Genomic DNA, 14,866 nt, shown 5'->3' with positions numbered 1-14,866 from the left:
GGATGGGACGAGCCTATTCGGACGACCTTCGTGAGCGGGTAGTGAGAGCTGTCATCAAAGGTGGCCTGTCGCGGCATCAGGCAGCGGCTCAATTTGGGGTGGGCATCAGCCGGCGATCAACTGGGTACAGCGCTTCCACGAGACCGGTAGCGTCAAGCCAGACCAGATCGGGGGCTATCGGCCAAAGAAGATTGCGGGGCCGCACCGCGAATGGCTGATGCAACGGTGCCGAAACGATTTTACCGTGCGCGGGCTGGTGGCCGAACTCGCTGAGCGTGGCCTGAAGGTCGATTACCGCACGATGTGGGAGTTCGTCCACGCCGAGAAGCTCAATTACAAAAAAAAGACGATGATTGCCGCCGAGCAGGATCGTCCCGATGTCACCCGTCGGCGGGCGCAGTGGACCAAGTATCGGGATCGGATCGATCCCACTCGGCTGGTGTTCATCGATGAGACCTGGACCAAGACCAATATGGCGCCGCTGCGGGACTGGGCGCCGCGCGGTCAACGTATCAAAGCCAAGGTACCGCACGGCCGCTGGCAGACCATGACCTTCATGGCCGCCTTGCGCCACGATCGCATTACCGCTCCGTGGTTCCTCGAGGGGCCGATCAACGGCGAAGCCTTCCTTGTCTATATCGAGAAGGTTCTGGTCCCGACCCTGCGGCACGGCGACATCGTCATCATGGACAATCTCGGCTCGCACAAGGCCCACGCCGTGCGCCGCGCCATCCGTGCCGCCGGCGCCCGGCTCTTCTACCTGCCGAAATACTCGCCTGATCTCAATCCGATCGAGCAGTTCTTCGCCAAGTTCAAACACTGGTTGCGCAAAGCCGCACAGCGAACCACCGAGGCCGTCTACGATGCTATCGCTCCGATCCTCGGCACCGTCTCACCGGCCGAATGCGCCAACTACTTCGCAAACGCCGGATATGACCAAAACTAAACTCATCACGCTCTAGTACCCAGAATCAGAGCTGAGTGATACGGCGGCCTTTGAAACGGCGTTGACGGACCTTTTTCTTGGTCCAGACGAAGGGCTCGGCTCTGTCGTTGTATGCGTTGACGTAGGCATCGATGTGCTCCTGAAGCTGCGTGAGGCTTGTGAAGGAGGTGCCGCTGAGCGACTGCCCCTGCAAGATCGAAAACCATACCTCGACCTGATTGAGCCAAGACGCACTTGTCGGCGTGAAATGAAATTGCACGTTGGGGTGGGCCTTGAGCCAATGCTCGTTCTTCTTGTGGGTGTTGAGGTTGTCGAGGATGACGTGAAGCTTCCGGTTCGGAAAAGCCGCGGTGACGCTGTTCATGAAGTCGAGAAACTCGACGCGGCGTCGGCGTTTTGAATGCGCCGCGATGATCTTTCCGGTGGCGACTTCGAGCGCCGCAAACAATGTTGTGGTGCCATGCCGCTTGTAATCGTGGCTCTGGCCGGTCAAGGCGCGGCCATTGGGCAACTTCAGATAACCCTGCGCTCGCTCCAAAGCCTGGATCGAGGGCTTCTCGTCCACGCACAGCACAATGGCCTTCGCGGGCGGGGCGACATAGAGGCCGACAACATCGGCGGCTTTGGCCGTAAAGTTCGGGTCGCTGCTCTCACACCAGGACTTACGAGCCGCGAGGTCAATCTTGTGGCTGCGCAGGAACCGCCAGACATATTGGACGTCAACATCGCCCAGCGCCCCGGCCAGCAGGGGCCCGGTCCAGCGTGCGAACCCGTCCGGCGGCGGCTTGTCCAGCAGCTTCAGAATCCGCTTGTCGGTGGCCTTCGTATAGATTGGCTGCTTGCCCGGTCGCGGCTTGTCTTGCAGCCCTTCAAGGCCTTGGTCGGCATAGCGATGCCGCCAAAGGCTGACAATCCGCGGCTGGACCCCAACTTCCTTGGCGATCGACCGAGTGCTGCGTCCATCCGCCGCCAACAGAACTATCCGCGCCCGCTTCAAATCGCGCTGCAACGTCACCGGGGAGCGGCAACACGCCTCAAGCACCTTGCGATCTTTCCTCGAAAGGTGGACTTCTCTTGCTTCGGGTATCATCCCGACCTTGAATCACGACTCACGCTTTAAGAACAGTAGGTACTAGTGACGGGCGAACCTGACGTATGAAGCTGGTTACGTCATGTTCTGTACAAGTTGATGCGGCTGTACATTGCGAAAGCGATCCTGACCGATAGTTGCTCGGACGAGAGACGCTGTCCATCCACTCGCTGGTCAGGCTGCGAGCCAGCAAGGCGGGGCGTGCTTTACGCCCTGATCGCGTAGCACGGGCGAGTGCGCGCGGCATTTTTGTAGGTGATAAGCCGTTGCTGTCGCGAAGCATACGCGCCTTGTCGCTAAGCCTCCAACTGTTACGCGAGCGCGACATTAGGACGCAAAAGCGGGGCGCGTTTGCGTGCATAGCGATGGCCCAAATCCTGCTACGTGTCCGCCGACGGCGCTACAGGATGGGAGGCTGGCGTGGGTCTCGATGTGCCAAATGACGATATGGTCGGAGGTCTGTTGTCTGCAACACAGTCGGGTTGTCCCGTGCATGCCTGCCACGCCGGCGTCCACCCGGGAGAAAAGAAGGCGATGTTGCTGACCGGCGCCTCACGCGGAATCGGTCACGCGACTGCCAAGCTGTTTTCGCAGGCGGGCTGGCGGATCATTTCTTGCGCGCGCCAACCGTTCGATCGCGAGCGGTGCCCGTGGGAGTCAGGGAACGAGGATCATGTCCAAGTCGATCTTGGCAATCATCGAATGCTGCCGCGCGTGATCACCGAGGTCAAGAAACGGTTGGCGGGCGCACCGTTGCACGCGCTGGTGAACAATGCCGGCGTCTCGCCGAAATCGTCCAATGGTGGCCGGCTAACGTCGTTGACGACCTCACCCGAAACCTGGATGAGGGTGTTCCATCTCAATCTGGTGGCTCCGATAATGCTGGCGCAAGGATTGTTTGAGGAGCTGAGGGCTGCGTCAGGATCGATCGTCAACGTGACGTCCATCGCGGGCTCGCGGGTGCACCCATTTGCCGGCAGTGCGTATGCGACGTCGAAAGCTGCGCTTGCAAGTCTGACACGAGAAATGGCCCACGATTATGCGCCGCATGGCATTCGCGTGAATGCGATCGCACCCGGCGAAATACAGACGAGTATGTTGTCGCTCGACACGGAAGCGCGTCTCGTGCCAAGCATCCCGCTGCGCAGAGTGGGAACACCCGATGAAGTGGCCAAGGTCATCTTCTTCCTATGTTCGGATGCTGCAAGTTATGTCACCGGCGCCGAGGTGCCGATCAATGGTGGGCAACATCTTTGAAACGGCGAGGCCCAGCAAGGTAGCTGATTTGAACCGAAGTAGTGGAACTTGCGTCTCACGCCGACGTTACGCACCCATTCCGCAAAAGCTGAGATCGAGGCCCTGTGAGTTACCCTCGTGCCATGAAAAGGTGTTACCCTCCTATGTCATCTCGTCAACACTTGGCGCTAGATCGAGCATGACATGCAAAGAAACGCTCGCAAACCCGAACAAGGTGCCAGGGGAGGACGATCAGAACAACGGAGACCTCGTTATGCTGCATATCGCATCCACACGCGAAAGACCTAACTCACAGTCAGAGACGGAGCGCGAGGTTTCGGTCGAACCGCTGTGCGAGAGCGCTCTGACCGGCATCTTCGAAATATCAAGGGTGCTCACTGCACCTTGCCGGCTCGAAGTGACATTGGCCAAAGTGGTCGATCTTCTGCAATCGTTTGTGCAGATGCGACACGGCATCGTTTCACTCTTCGACGATGAAGGGATGCCGGACATCGCCGTGGGAGCCGGCTGGAGCGAGGGTAGTGACGAGCGCTACCGGATGCACTTGCCGCGGAAGGCGATCGATCGGATCGTCGCGACGGACACACCCCTGATCGCCGAGAATGTGGCAGTCGAGCCGGCCTTCAGCGCTGCGGACCTGCAGGTGCTCGGCGCCACAGACAATATGCCGGTGTCATTCATCGGGGTTCCAATTCGTATTGATCCGAAAGTCGTGGGTACGCTGACGGTTGATCGTATTCGGAACGACGGGTCGAGCCAACAACTTGACTACGACGCGCGGCTGCTCGGCATGATCGCCAACCTGGTCGGGCAGACAGTTAAGCTGCATCGCCTGTTCGCCTGTGACCGCGAACGACTGATGGTGGAGAAAGACCGGCTGCAAAAGCAACTGTCAGAGCTTAGACAGCCCGCAAGGGAGCGCAAGAAGGTACCGATCCACGGGATCATCGGCGACAGCCCGGCGCTGCGCGGGCTGCTCGAGAAGATCGCGGTCGTCGCTAAATCGAACAGCACCGTTTTGCTTCGCGGTGAATCCGGTACTGGGAAGGAACTCGTAGCCAAGGCCATTCACGAGTTGTCGTTGCGTGCCAAGCGGCCCTTCATCAAGCTGAATTGCGCGGCGCTCCCTGAGACAGTTCTGGAGTCCGAATTGTTCGGTCACGAGAAGGGTGCCTTTACCGGCGCGTTCAGCGCGCGCAAAGGGCGCTTCGAGCTTGCCGACAAGGGCACGCTGTTTCTTGACGAGATCGGTGAAATTTCGGCCCCGTTCCAGGCGAAGTTGCTGCGAGTTCTGCAAGAGCAGGAGTTCGAGCGCGTCGGCAGTAACCAGACCATCAAGGTGGATGTTCGTGTCATAGCTGCGACCAATAGGAATCTTGAAGAGGCTGTGGCGAGGAGCGAGTTCCGCGCAGACCTATATTATCGCATCAGCGTAGTTCCCTTGATGCTGCCAGCGCTGCGCGAAAGGCGAAGTGATATTCCGTTGCTTGCCAGCGAGTTTCTGAAAAATTTCAACAGCGAGAACTGCCGTACGCTGAGCTTTGAGGCGAGTGCGATCGATGTGCTGATGAACTGCGGATTTCCAGGAAATGTCCGCGAACTCGAAAATTGCATCGAGCGAACAGCCACCCTGGCCGCCGGGCCCTCGATCGTGAGAAATGACTTTGCATGTTGCCATGGCCAGTGCCTTTCCGCGATGCTCTGGAAAAGTACATCGGATGAGATGACAGTCCAGCCTGCACCAACCATGCCAATGCCGGCGAGTCCTGTCACACCCGTGACTGAGGCGGACGCGCCGCTGCCGTCTGTTGGCAGCGAGTTGGCCTCACTGGGGCCTCCCGGCACAGTCCTCGTAAGCGGCGCGAAGATTGCCGATCGCGAACGGGTCATTGCCGCCATGGAAAAATCCGGTTGGGTTCAAGCAAAGGCAGCGCGCTTGCTCGGACTTACTCCGCGCCAGATCGGCTACGCGTTGAGGAAATACGGAATCGAGATCAAGCGATTTTGAGAAGGACACAGGAGCCGGAGTTGCGATCATCACATTGAGGCAAATAGCCGTGGCAGGTTAATCGTCGATGGTTTCGGGGGGGGGGGGCTGGTCTACCCCTCCTCTGAGGACGGTCCTATCCACGGCAGGTTTTCATGATGGATAGAGACCCGGACAGGACTCGAGAGCTGTGAGCATGAGGTCGCTCGACCGGGAGAGAGGTCGGCTTGCGTTCGACGTGCAGAACACCACCGAGCGTCGATGCGTTCGGTCGTCGTGGCGAGCGGCTTGGTTGATCCATAGTTCAACCGAGATATCAAGCCAACGCCGGCTCGGACGGATTGTATCCGCATCTTGATCGTCTGGAGCAAAACCCACCTCGTTGAGGAGGAACTCTCCCGGGCCGGCTCAATTGCCGATCACGTCGCTCGAACAGCACTGTCGCAGTCGCGACGAGTGTCGACATTGCTTCGTCGGGAGCGTCGGGCGATATCGCCTGGCTCGCCTAAGCCTTTGTATTGTTGAGCTGATTCCGAAATCATGCGCGCTGGTACAACACTTGCTGTTCTTCTTCGCAGCTGTGGCAATTTATGGAGCTGAACTGTGCACAATGTCGTCTGCATTAAACAAGTTCCCGATTCTGCACAGATCCGCGTGCACCCGGTCACCAATACGATCATGCGCCAGGGCGTGCCGACGATCATCAACCCATATGACCTTTTCGCGCTCGAGGCCGCACTGGAGCTACGCGATCGGTTCGGCGGCAAAATAACCGTGCTTACAATGGGGCCGCCGTCGGCTGAAGACTCGCTGCGAAAAGCGCTGACCTTTGGCGCCGATCGCGCGGTACTGCTAACCGATCGTTGCTTTGCGGGCTCCGATACCCTGGCCACAACGTACGCACTGGCAACAGCCATTCGAAAGATCGACAAGGAATATGGCCGGCCAGATCTTATCTTTACCGGCAAGCAAACCATCGACGGCGATACCGCGCAGGTCGGGCCCGGCATCGCAAAGCGGCTAGGCGTGCTTCAGCTAACCTACGTCGCCAAGGTCAGGTCGCTTGATCTCACCGCACGCACAATTGAAGCAGAGCGGCGCTCCGAAGGTGGGGTCCAGGTTCTGCACACCAGGCTGCCCTGCCTGATCACCATGCTGGAGGCGACCAACCAGATTCGTCGTGGCGCCATGGCGGATGCCTTGCGCGCTGCGCGCGCCCCGATCGTGAAATGGAGCGCCCAGGATGCCGGCGTCGAGGACGTCTCAATATGCGGTCTTAGGGGCTCGCCGACTGTCGTCAAGCGGGTGTTCGCTCCGTCCGCCCGCGCTGAGAAGGCGGCACTGGTTGAAGCGGCCGAACAACCAGCGCAAGCGCTGATCGACGCCATCTTCAAGCATCAACCGAAGCTAGAAACCGAACTCGCGGCGTTAGCCCGCAATGCTTGATCTCAACTGCGTTACTGCTTTCGAGTGACGCGTCGAGTCTGCCGGGTGCATCGTCGCCGCCATAATCAAATGGACATGTTTCCATCGATGCGATCATCAATAGGACCGAGCTCGTCATGCCGCAGTCTGTTGCCGTGAAGGTGCCGGCCCAGGGGAGTTTCACATGCATGGTCAACGCCATCATAGACCGCCTTCCCAACGAAATCGTTGATCAGTTGCGTCACCTTAATAGCTAGAGATCAAATGACGTCTTCTCGCGCATCTGAATTTGCACTGGATCAGCCTCCTCAGATCTCGGTCCATGAGTATTTGACACAGAAAGCGCGAGCGCTGTTCGGCCCCCATCCGTTCGCTGCGGCGATGTCAAAGGACCAGATTGTCAGCCTGATTCCTGAATACCTGGCGATGTCACAGGCGTTCCCATATCTGCAGGCAGGGTCCCAAAAGGACCTTGTATTCGCTGCGATGCATAGCAATCGCGACCTTCCGAGGCATGTTGAACTGACCAGCGTGGTCGCAAATTTCTGCTGTTGGGATGAGACGGGTGGTCATAGCCGAGTTCTCCGGGCCGCCAACGCGGCGTTACCCGATATTCTGGCCACCGAACAGTTCCACTCGAACCTATTTAGAAAAGATGCATCGCGACGACTCGGCGGGGCAGTAAAACCCAACTATAGCCCCACAACAAAGCGATATCTGCATTCTCTGTATGCCGGGCTGTCATCGAAAGACCCCGTGGTGCGTTGCGCCTACATGGTCGCATTCGAACTGCATGCTGCGGAGATGATCCAGTCGCTATCGGCCACTGTGGTCAAGACCTTTGATGTGGAGGCAGACGATCTTGAGTACTTTCGGGTCCATGTCGTCGTCGAGGATCCAGCGGAAAAATATCACGGGGAGATGACAAGCCGCCTCATTGGCGAAATTGTCCCGGCTGACAGCAGTAGCCGTTTTTTCGATGAGTTTGATCGAGCCTATCGGCACAGCTTGGAGTGGTGCCGGGATCTGCTCGCAGGGTTTTCCCTCGAAGGCGATGGTGCCGAGATCCGCCACCATGGCCGCTGTCATTGTGGTTCTGTGAAATTCTACGTTCGAGCGCCGCGAGTGCTTTCCGCAGTGCGATGCAATTGCTCAATTTGCCAAATGTTGAAATTGTTACATTTGCTCGTGCCTGGCGACAAATTGGGCATTGAGTGCGGCGAAGAATTTCTCACTTCGTACCAGTTTAATAAGAACGTCGCTCGGCACACGTTTTGCCGGATCTGCGGCGTAAAGCCATTCTACAGGCCTCGATCCAGTCCTTCAGGATTCAGCGTAAATATTGGATGCTTGGATAAACGAACGATCGAAAGCGTATGAAAAGAGGATTTTGATGGCGAGCGTTGGGAGCAGGCCATCCACTCGATGCAGGGGGATAGCGAAGGATCCCTTAAGTCCGAACTTGGAGTAAACGCGAATGGCACGCGCAGTAAATGATAAATCCCGCCTGCTTGCAGAAGAGGCTCTCACAAAATACCGCATAGAGCTGTTGGTTAAGGGGACGGTCTTGATCGCCCCCCAGACCTTGTTCACCGATGATGACTTGGCAAGGGTCGATCAGCTGCAGACCGAGATTCCCGAAGAGGAGGAGGTGCGGGAAGGGGATGCCGGCGATTCACACAGTGTCTTTGTGAAACGCGTCAGGGTAGATCTGCCCGGCCGCCCTCCTAGCAATGCGCATGGTACAGCTCCAGCTCAAATCATCGAGTTACTCGAAAGGAAACACCGTCGCCTCTCGTTGAAAAAGATCTTAGGAGGATGGTCTGATTATGTGATTCGCCGCTGCCAAATGCATCGTATGCCGACCGGATCCTTTGTTGGCATCCATTTGGATGCTGAGAGCGACCCTGATTTCGAGTACGCCGTGATTGTTCAACTCACTAGAGAATTTGAGGGGGGTGAGTTTGTGGTATATCCTAGTGCGTACGAACAACACGTGTTTCGACCACCATTTGGAAGCGTACTTGTTACTACATGCAGGAACCGGCATGAGGTGAAGCCTGTGCACGCTGGGGAGCGTCGTTCACTAGTTTATTTCTGTTCAAAACGCAGCGGCGCGAACCGCCGGATCATCGAGAGCTCTACTAGTTAGCCGATGACAAGAGGTAGCTGGAGGGATCTGTGGATGCATTAAGTAACGGTCAGCTTGCCGGATGAGATCGGCAGAGCATCTCTTCGGGCAGATGTCCGTGAGCTCGTCATTGCTGTGCGCTACAGTGGAAGTGGCCAGATGGAGCCGGAAACCATGACGTTGGCGCCGTTCGCGAGTCGGTACGCGTGGACTGAAAATCTTCCAATCGCCGATCGGCCTAAATCAGGCGTATCCGTCCGAGGGCGGCCGTCTTGCGAGTTTTTCCGATCTGTAGCTGACTGTCCTTATGGACGGACATAAGGACAGTGCGGTGCTGAGCCGCATGGATTTGGTGGAGACCGGTCGGCGGCGACGCTGGACGCGTGCGGAGAAGCTCAGAATCGTAGAGGAGAGCTTCTCGGGGCCACGACTGGTGTCGGCGACGGCTCGCCGGTATGGGATATCACGTCAGCTTCTGCTGAGCTGGCGCAAGGCTTGGACCTGTCATGATCCGGCCGAAGAGGATTCGATCGGCCCGACATTCGTCCCTGCGATAGTTGCGGCAAGTACGCCGCCAACGACGGAAGCTGTCGAGACAGGTCAGATCGAAATCGTGAGCCCTCAGGGGCTGCGCGTGGTCTTCGGCCCCGGTGCGGATATCGAGGCGGTCGTTCGAATTGCTCGGGGCCTGGCGCGCCGATGATCCCGATCCCGACGGGCGTGCGGGTGTGGCTGGCGACGGGCCATACCGACATGCGGTGCGGCTTTCCGAGCCTGGCTCTGCGCGTGCAGGAAGTGCTCAAGCGCGACGCCATGGGCGGCGGTCTTTTCTGCTTCCGGGGCAAACGCGGTGATCTATTGAAGGTCATTTGGCACGGTGTGCTGCAGAGCATGAAGGAGGTGAATAACCGAATTTAATGCGTACAGCTTGTCAATCGGCCTGCAAATTTGACCCCTCATCGGCGTCCAATTTTGACCCCTCGTATTGCCTCAGGAAGTAATGTTACCCGGGATGAAGGTCTACGAACTGCCCCAGACCGGTCTCGAGCCGCGGCCAGCTCGGTGGAGAGGCTGTGGGCGGGGCGGAGTGCTCATCACACGCAGCGCCGTCCACAGCCTCGGGCCGTATTTCATCCACGGGCATGGATACGATGGCTGTCTCCGCCACCTTCCGCCGGAGGGACCGAAGCAGGCGCTGAACGATCGAATGCTGCTTGTCGCTGAACATCGAAGGATCGATCGTGGCGAGCCTGCCCACGATGGCCAGTGCAGTGAGCTGTGGCTCGACGGCGAGCCAGTTCTCGATGATCGCGAGATGGGGATCGAGCTTCGAGGGCATGCGAATACGCTTTTTGTATCGCCGTTTCGGCCGGCGGTGCGTGGCCCGCACTTCGGCGGTGTTTGCCGCCGTGCCGAGCGATCGGGCAAACGAGAGCGGATCAGCCGGCGATACGGTGGGAACCTTCGCAAGACCGCGCTTGCCGATCCGTTCGCCGAGCTCTTCCTGCGCCGTGCGGATCGTGGCAAGCAATTGTATGGGATCGAGAGTCCGATACGTCTGGCGCAGACGGCGCTTGACCGCTGATGGGAGTTTCGGGTGCCCCAGTGCACGTTCGTATGGTGTGGCAGGCGGATGATAGCGTTTGATGATCTTGGCACCCTCGCGGCGCTTCTCTTTGAGCTTGAATGACGGCTGGAAGAAGTTCACCAGCAGGCGCGCCGCCGCGTAGAGACGTGCCATCACGCGGGCCGTCTCGACCCCGTCGAAGCGCCCGTATCCGACGAGCCGCCGGACCACCGCACCGTTCTTCTGCTCCACGAAAGCCTGATCGTTCTTTTTGTAGGCACGTGACCGCGTTACCTCGATCTTCTGTGCTCGGCACCATGGAACGACGACGTCGTTCATGAACGCGCTGTCGTTATCGAAGTCGGCGCCACAGATCACCCACGGGAACAGGCCCTGTGCTCGCGTCATCGCTTCCACGACGAGGCTGCCATCGCGTGTCACCAGGGGCAGGCATTCCGTCCATCCTGTTGCGATGTCCACCATGGTCAAAGTCTGGATAAACGAGCCGGCGACGCTGGTCCCACCGTGCGCGACCATGTCGATCTCGCAAAAGCCTGGCGGCGGGTTTGCCCAGTCATTGAAAGTGCGGATCGGCACCTCGCGTCGAATCGCCGAGTAGAATCCGACTCGCCGCCGGCGCCCCCCAGCAGCCGCAATTTTAACGTCGATCAACATCCGATCGATCGTCGCCGCGCTCAGAGTTGTCAGCAGCGCACGCTCTGCGCTCGTTGGCTTCAGCCGGCCATGCCGCTCGAGTGCGGGCAACAGCACTGGGATCATCGATACGAGGCGCTTACCGCAGACGCGATCGGAGGCTTCCCACAGCGCGATCAGCGCGTCGCGCACGCTGGCGTATTTGCGTCGCCGACTTGTCGCTGGTTCGGTTGGGCTCGTTGCCCCTTCGTCCAGTGGTGGTCTGGGCCTGTCCCTTCCGGCAACCGACAGTGCTCGCACCGCGTGCTTGCGGTGCCAACCCGTCGTTGCTGTCAACTCGTCAAGGATCCGTCCCTTCTCAACTCGTCCAGCCGCACGGTAGCGCCTCGCCACCACGGCCAACACCTCGCGCCTTGCGCCCATGCTGATCCCGCTCGCCATTGGCGCCACCGACCTGATTCGGTAACGCCGCCCCAGTCATCAGCGGAATTGTTCGGTAACATTTTCGATGAGGCAATGCGCCCCTTCGTGCGGCGGGCTTTGCTGGTAGCGCTCGTCTCGTCGGAGCTGGCCGGGATAGCGGAGGCGAGACGAGCGCGGGTGGCGTGATCGTCGTCTCGGCTCTTGAACCGCCAGCTATCGTTGCCGGTCTCGACAATGTCGCAGTGATGGGTCAATCGGTCGAGCAGCGCTGTGGTCATTTTGGCGTCGCCGAACACGCTCGGCCATTCGCCGAAGGCGAGATTGGTCGTCACGATGACGGAGGCGCGCTCATAGAGCCGGCTGACGAGGTGGAAGAGGAGCTGGCCACCGGACTGGGCGAAGGGCAAATAGCCGAGTTCATCCAGCACGATGAAGTCCATCCGGGTCAGATGCTCGGCGAGCCGTCCTTGCCGTCCGTTGCGGGTCTCGGTCTCGAGGCGATTGACGAGGTCGACTACGTTGAAGAAGCGGCCGCGGGCACCGGATCGGATGCAGCTTCTGGCGATGGCAATGGCCAGGTGGGTCTTGCCTGTGCCGGTGCCGCCAACCAGCACGACATTGCGTTGCTGGGCGATGAAGCCGCCGCTGGCGAGATCATTGACGAGAGTCTGATTGATCGGCGTGCCGTCGAACTGGAAGTCGGCGATGTCCTTGGCAAGCGGCAGCTTGGCAATGGTCAGCTGGTATTTGATCGAGCGGGCCTGCTTCTCGTTGATCTCGGCGTTAAGCGTACGCATACGACGGAGGCCGCCTGATTGACGCATGCGCGCGGGCACGGCGAGGTCTATGATGGCATTGGGTGAAGGGTGAAGGTCAGGCGGCCTGCTGATTGGCTGGCTTGTCGGCCTGGCGCAGGAGCTTCCATTCCCAGGGCAAGAGCTCGTGCAGACGCGATGCGGGATGATCGGCGATACGGGCCAGGACGTCGGCGAGCCAGGCCTTGGGATCGACGTCGTTGAGGCGACAGGTCGTGATCATCGTCAGCATGATGGCGGCACGGTCGGCGCCGCGCTGGCTGCCGGCGAAGGTCCAGTTGCGCCTTCCCAAGGCGATGCCCCTCAATGCGCGCTCAGCGCAATTGTTGGTCAAGCAGATCCTGCCGTCGTCGAGGAAGCGGGCGAAGCCGTCCCAGCGCCTGAGCATGTAGTTAATCGGCTTCAGGACCTCGGAGGAACGCGAGAGGGTTTCGCGCTCGCGGAGCAGCCAGGCATGCATGTCCTCGAGAAGTGACTTACTCTGTTCCTGGCGAGCGGCACGCCGCTCGCCGGCACCGCGGCCGTTGATGGCGCGCTCGATCTCGAACAACGTATCGAGGCGTCTGACAGCCTCCAGCGCGATCGGGGAGACCGGTTTGCCTTTCTTGCCTTCCCGAGCATTTTTCTCGATATCAGCCAGCTCGAAGAAGCCCCGCCGCGCATGGGCCACGCAAAACGCCGGCGTAATCGGCAGCGCCTTCTTCTGCGGGTCGAACAGCGGCTCGAAGCCGCTGTAGCAATCCGCCTGCAAGATGCCGGCGAAGGCGGCCAGATGTCTCTGTGGATGCTCGCCTCGTCGGTCGCTCGAGGCGTAATAGACCGCTGCCGGCGGCGCAGGCCCGGCGAACGGCCGGTCATCCCGCACATAAGTCCAGATCCGCCCGGTCGTGCACTTGCCCTTCGCCAGAATACGGATGGTGGTGTCGTCGCCATGAAGGCGCTCGGCAGCGAGCACGTGGCGTTCGATCAAGTGGAAGAGCGGCATGACGGCGAAGGTCCCGTGGCCGACCTGGTCGGCCAGCGTCGACAACGGCAGGTCGATCCCCTCGGCCTTAAAGCGCGCACTCTGGCGGTTGAGCGGGATATGCATGCCGAACTTGTCGAACAGGATCGTCGCCAGCAATTGTGGGCCGATGAAGCCGCGCGGCGTGGCATGGAACGGCGCGGGCGGCTGGCTGATCTTCTCGCAATCGCGGCAGGTGAACTTCTCGCGTACCGTCTCGATCAGCTTGAAGCGGCGCGGGATCTCCTCCAGCGTCTTGGTCACATCCTCACCGATCTTCGCCAGCCGCGATCCACCGCAGCAGGCGCAGGTCGTTGGAGTCTCAATGACGACGCGCTCGCGTTCGATATCGTCAGGCCATGGCTTGCGCACCGGCCGCTTGCGCATGAAGGGGCGGACGTTCTGCGTCTTCGCCGCTGCGGCCTGTGCGGCAAGCTCATCCTCGCTCGCCGTGGTGACGAGTTCTTCGAGCTCCAACTCCAACTGCTCGAGCAGCCGTGCCGAGCGCTCGGATCGCTGCCCGTGCAGTTCGCGTTTCAGCTTCTCGATGCGCAACTCGAGATGAGCGATCAGCGCCTCGGTATCCGACAGTTTCGCCTGCGCATTCGCGGCTTGCGCCTGCCAGTTGGCGGCCTTCGCCTCGGCTTTCTGTCGCGCCTCACGCTCGGCCTGCAGCGCCGCCAGGGCACTGACAAGGTCCGATGGAAGATCATCCGGCTTCGATATCATGGAGCCATTGAATCAGATCGAGCAGCAGATTCAAACCGTAAAACGACTATCCGACCCGCGTCGGACGCTGGGTTTCTTGAGGGTTGCGCCAATCGATCCCGGACAACAGATAGCTCAACTGCGCCGGAGAGATCGTTACCGATTCACCAGCAACCGATGGCCAGATGAACCTGCCTCTCTCGAGTCTTTTGGTGAACAAGCAGGCGCCCTGGCCATCGTGCCAAATGACCTTCAATAGATCACCGCGTTTGCCCCGGAAGCAGAAAAGACCGCCGCCCATGGCGTCGCGCTTGAGCACTTCCTGCACGCGCAGAGCCAGGCTCGGAAAGCCGCACCGCATGTCGGTATGGCCCGTCGCCAGCCACACCCGCACGCCCGTCGGGATCGGGATCATCGGCGCGCCAGGCCCCGAGCAATTCGAACGACCGCCTCGATATCCGCACCGGGGCCGAAGACCACGCGCAGCCCCTGAGGGCTCACGATTTCGATCTGACCTGTCTCGACAGCTTCCGTCGTTGGCGGCGTACTTGCCGCAACTATCGCAGGGACGAATGTCGGGCCGATCGAATCCTCTTCGGCCGGATCATGACAGGTCCAAGCCTTGCGCCAGCTCAGCAGAAGCTGACGTGATATCCCATACCGGCGAGCCGTCGCCGACACCAGTCGTGGCCCCGAGAAGCTCTCCTCTACGATTCTGAGCTTCTCCGCACGCGTCCAGCGTCGCCGCCGACCGGTCTCCACCAAATCCATGCGGCTCAGCACCGCACTGTCCTTATGTCCGTCCATAAGGACAGTCAGCTACAGATCGGAAAAACTCGCAAGACGGCCGCCCTCGGACG

The 14,866-nt window shown here is 59.7% G+C and carries 13 protein-coding genes and 1 pseudogene; 8 read left to right on the top strand and 6 right to left on the bottom strand.

Features of this window, described 5'->3' with window-relative positions; translation table 11 throughout:
• Positions 1-2: 2 nt before the first annotated feature.
• A protein-coding gene (locus HAP54_RS02270) for an IS630 family transposase (protein WP_166298620.1) occupies positions 3-946 on the top strand; the annotation gives its coding sequence in 2 pieces (ribosomal slippage) (positions 3-111 and positions 111-946; 945 coding nt in all).
• Between the two features lie 25 nt (positions 947-971).
• Here the strand turns inward: HAP54_RS02270 and HAP54_RS02265 are convergent.
• On the bottom strand, positions 972-2,036 hold the full coding sequence (locus tag HAP54_RS02265; protein WP_166298619.1) for an IS630 family transposase: 1,065 nt from the start codon (positions 2,034-2,036) through the stop codon (positions 972-974).
• A 420-nt stretch (positions 2,037-2,456) separates the two neighbouring features.
• On the opposite strand from HAP54_RS02265, the gene HAP54_RS02260 reads away from it, so the two are divergent.
• The 7 genes from HAP54_RS02260 (at position 2,457) to tnpB (HAP54_RS02230) (ending at position 9,754) form a co-directional block, all read left to right on the top strand.
• Positions 2,457-3,293 carry an SDR family NAD(P)-dependent oxidoreductase gene (locus tag HAP54_RS02260; RefSeq protein ID WP_029084977.1) on the top strand — a complete coding sequence of 279 codons (837 nt, stop codon included), beginning with the start codon at positions 2,457-2,459 and terminating at the stop codon, positions 3,291-3,293.
• 253 nt (positions 3,294-3,546) lie between these two features.
• The gene (gene nifA, locus HAP54_RS02255; RefSeq protein WP_166298618.1) at positions 3,547-5,301 is read left to right on the top strand and encodes a nif-specific transcriptional activator NifA; all 1,755 of its coding nucleotides are present in this window, start codon (positions 3,547-3,549) and stop codon (positions 5,299-5,301) included.
• A 582-nt stretch (positions 5,302-5,883) separates the two neighbouring features.
• Complete coding sequence (locus tag HAP54_RS02250) at positions 5,884-6,726, top strand: electron transfer flavoprotein subunit beta/FixA family protein (RefSeq protein WP_166298617.1); 843 nt, start codon at positions 5,884-5,886, stop codon at positions 6,724-6,726.
• A gap of 243 nt (positions 6,727-6,969) precedes the next feature.
• Positions 6,970-8,085: a GFA family protein gene (locus HAP54_RS02245; protein WP_166298616.1), complete on the top strand. Its 1,116-nt coding sequence runs from the start codon at positions 6,970-6,972 to the stop codon at positions 8,083-8,085.
• A 97-nt stretch (positions 8,086-8,182) separates the two neighbouring features.
• Positions 8,183-8,857 (top strand): 2OG-Fe(II) oxygenase, encoded by a 675-nt coding sequence (locus HAP54_RS02240; RefSeq protein ID WP_029084981.1) that lies wholly within the window; start codon positions 8,183-8,185, stop codon positions 8,855-8,857.
• A 286-nt stretch (positions 8,858-9,143) separates the two neighbouring features.
• Positions 9,144-9,539 (top strand): IS66-like element accessory protein TnpA, encoded by a 396-nt coding sequence (gene tnpA / locus HAP54_RS02235; protein WP_166202956.1) that lies wholly within the window; start codon positions 9,144-9,146, stop codon positions 9,537-9,539.
• Positions 9,536-9,754 carry an IS66 family insertion sequence element accessory protein TnpB gene (gene tnpB, locus HAP54_RS02230; protein ID WP_166294299.1) on the top strand — a complete coding sequence of 73 codons (219 nt, stop codon included), beginning with the start codon at positions 9,536-9,538 and terminating at the stop codon, positions 9,752-9,754. The genes tnpA (HAP54_RS02235) and tnpB (HAP54_RS02230) overlap by 4 nt, the downstream gene beginning before the upstream one ends.
• Positions 9,755-9,839: 85 nt before the next feature.
• Here the strand turns inward: tnpB (HAP54_RS02230) and HAP54_RS02225 are convergent, their stop codons facing one another.
• From HAP54_RS02225 to tnpA (HAP54_RS02205), 5 genes and pseudogenes are all read right to left on the bottom strand, one after another.
• Positions 9,840-11,249, bottom strand: coding sequence for an integrase catalytic domain-containing protein (locus tag HAP54_RS02225; protein ID WP_166293515.1), 1,410 nt, complete (start codon positions 11,247-11,249; stop codon positions 9,840-9,842).
• Between the two features lie 425 nt (positions 11,250-11,674).
• Positions 11,675-12,328: pseudogene (istB, locus tag HAP54_RS02220) on the bottom strand (IS21-like element helper ATPase IstB); the annotation flags it as partial.
• Positions 12,329-12,353: 25 nt separating this feature from the next.
• The gene (gene tnpC, locus HAP54_RS02215; RefSeq protein ID WP_166205228.1) at positions 12,354-14,027 is read right to left on the bottom strand and encodes an IS66 family transposase; all 1,674 of its coding nucleotides are present in this window, start codon (positions 14,025-14,027) and stop codon (positions 12,354-12,356) included.
• A 46-nt stretch (positions 14,028-14,073) separates the two neighbouring features.
• Positions 14,074-14,421: an IS66 family insertion sequence element accessory protein TnpB gene (tnpB, locus tag HAP54_RS02210; protein ID WP_063676425.1), complete on the bottom strand. Its 348-nt coding sequence runs from the start codon at positions 14,419-14,421 to the stop codon at positions 14,074-14,076.
• The gene (gene tnpA / locus HAP54_RS02205) at positions 14,418-14,813 is read right to left on the bottom strand and encodes an IS66-like element accessory protein TnpA (protein ID WP_166202956.1); all 396 of its coding nucleotides are present in this window, start codon (positions 14,811-14,813) and stop codon (positions 14,418-14,420) included. The genes tnpB (HAP54_RS02210) and tnpA (HAP54_RS02205) overlap by 4 nt, the downstream gene beginning before the upstream one ends.
• Positions 14,814-14,866 lie beyond the last annotated feature (53 nt).

The organism is Bradyrhizobium sp. 2S1, from assembly GCF_011516625.5.
Classification (GTDB): domain Bacteria; phylum Pseudomonadota; class Alphaproteobacteria; order Rhizobiales; family Xanthobacteraceae; genus Bradyrhizobium; species Bradyrhizobium septentrionale.
Note: the sequence above shows the minus strand (reverse complement) of the source record. Positions and strands in the feature narration are given on the sequence as shown.